The following is a 2,224-nucleotide window of genomic DNA, read 5'->3' as shown; positions in this document are numbered from 1 at the left end:
CAATCTTAGGTTATTCGGGACTCTCATTCAATATGAATAACGATAGATTATCATTATAAATCAATGCCTTGTAGAGATAGAACGAGAGATAAAACAACTCTCAACAAAAGCTGCTTAACCTTATGGGGGTGTTTTGTTCCCCGCATATCTACAAGCACCCCCACCCTTCTTAACACTTTCAAGTAATGCGTGATTCACGCCACACGTGAATCGCATCTCAATGTAAGGAGAAAAGATATGGGCCTCGTCCAGCTGCTATAACGCAACCAGCCATTGCACGCGCTTTAAGAGAAGCTAAAAAACAAGGATGTGAACTCGTAGAAATCAAACCTACCGGTGAACTGCTTATCTATCTCAAATCCGATATTCCAATACCAAATTTAGTTAGCCACCCAGACAAACTTTTAGATTTGTCAAAGAATGAATATTACGAAACCGCACTCTCTAAGATGTAAAATACCATGCCTAAACCACGTCCTCCTCATCTCGTTAAACAAATTACTCAACATGGCAAAATTGTATGGTATGTACGTATTGGTCACGGTAAACGCATTAGAATCCGCAGAACCTATGGAACGCAAGAGTTTGTTGATAACTACAAAAGCGCACTTGCCGAGTTACAAGAGCTTATACTTCCTAAATCAAAAACCGGTAAACTTGTTGAAGGGTTATTTGCATGGCTGCTTAAACAATACTTTAACAGCTCTAATTGGCATAGCTACACTAAAGCTACAAAAAAACAAAAAGAACTCCTCCTTATGAAGGTATGTGATTGGAGAAGAAACATTCATTTGTGGTAAAGAAGGTAAAAAACTAGTTAAAGAAAGTTTTGGCAACCTTTTTCGTGAGGCTTGTAACGTAGCGGGAATCAAAAAATCAGCACATGGCTTAAGAAAATTAGCAGCAACACGCGCAGTTAATTCTGGTGCAACAGTATCACAACTCAAAGCAATTTTTGGCTGGACAAATGATGCTATGACATCTCTTTACACAAAGAGCGCAGACCGTAAAAAACTCGCTCTTGAAGCCATAAAAAAGCTTCAAAAAGATGAGGGATAGAGGCAAAAAAATCAATAGAATCAAGATTCACCTATTCTCTTATATTAGACATAAATATTTTATTTTACACATACTTGTGAATGAATCGGCTTTTAAAACTTTGTCTTTTAAAGTTTACGCTTTCTGACTCTGCATAATTTAGCGTTTTTAAGTTCTATTCTTGAAAAACTATGTAATACCTTCACAAACTATCTATTGATCTAAGGGTATTGCTCAATAATTTTTTCTTCCATTCAAATTAACTTTTTGCTTATCCCACAGAAAAAGCATTACAAATATACCTAATTTCCAGTCATATCTAGAAGAGATTTTAAACTATCGATGCAAATCTTACATAAAATTTTATTCAAATAGCGCAAATCAGCCATTCCCTCCAAGGTACTTTTTAGACGCACTAAATATCTGAATATTTTTATTTAAAAAATTAAAATCTTTTAAAGAGCTTTCTTATTGAATTGTACTTAATTTAAACTCAATAAAAACTTTCCTTGAATATATATGTCATTCTTACAAATTTATCTCTCATAAACTGTCAGAGTAATAACATTTTCTTTTCGCCAATATGAACGATCTAAATAAAATAAATATCTGGAAAGGTAAAATAATTCAAAAATACACGACCGGAATTTAATATAATTTATCAAACATTTTCAACTAAACATTTCTTATTATTACGAAAACGATTGTTAGAACTTAAAAAAATATTGCTTTGTAAAAAATTTTTAAACAGGAAAAAAATGATAAATATCATAATTACCTTTCATTTTTTCAGAAAAAACTATCATGTTTAAAAATGAAACTCTTAGATAACACACTCAAAGAATTAACTTATGAAGAATTATTTTAATTGAAACTTAAATAGTTTTACAAAGAACGCTTTAAAATGCGTATTAAAATGATTGACCTTTTACAAGAAATTTGTCAAAAAGCATATCTAGTTTGGAGGGGTGGCCGAGCGGTTTAAGGCACCGGTCTTGAAAACCGGCGTGCAGGAGACTGTACCGTGGGTTCGAATCCCACCCCCTCCGCCACAGCACTTTTATCATGCTATAACTTATTGATTCTGTGTGTAGTTGTAGCTTGCCAGTGTAGCTTGCCAGCAGGTTTTGTATAATTTGCCACTAGGTTTTGTACCAATTTATTTTTCTCAAAGAGTTTTAAAGAT

1 protein-coding gene, 1 tRNA gene and 1 pseudogene are annotated in these 2,224 nt (G+C 33.5%); all 3 read left to right on the top strand.

Annotation, left to right across the window (positions count from 1 at the left end):
* Positions 1–209 precede the first annotated feature (209 nt).
* The 3 genes and pseudogenes from ACFIMG_RS03135 to ACFIMG_RS03125 all read left to right on the top strand — a co-directional run bounded on the left by ACFIMG_RS03135 (position 210) and on the right by ACFIMG_RS03125 (position 2,090).
* Complete coding sequence (locus ACFIMG_RS03135) at positions 210–455, top strand: hypothetical protein (RefSeq protein WP_375678269.1); 246 nt, start codon at positions 210–212, stop codon at positions 453–455.
* Positions 456–461: 6 nt separating this feature from the next.
* Positions 462–1,059 (top strand): annotated as a pseudogene (locus tag ACFIMG_RS03130) (tyrosine-type recombinase/integrase).
* Between the two features lie 941 nt (positions 1,060–2,000).
* A tRNA-Ser gene (locus ACFIMG_RS03125) sits at positions 2,001–2,090 on the top strand.
* Positions 2,091–2,224: the final 134 nt, after the last annotated feature.

This window comes from Bartonella sp. AP11XZML (genome assembly GCF_042196445.1).
Classification (GTDB): domain Bacteria; phylum Pseudomonadota; class Alphaproteobacteria; order Rhizobiales; family Rhizobiaceae; genus Bartonella.
The sequence above is the reverse complement of the archived record's forward strand: the minus strand, read 5'-3'. Positions and strand labels throughout refer to the sequence as shown.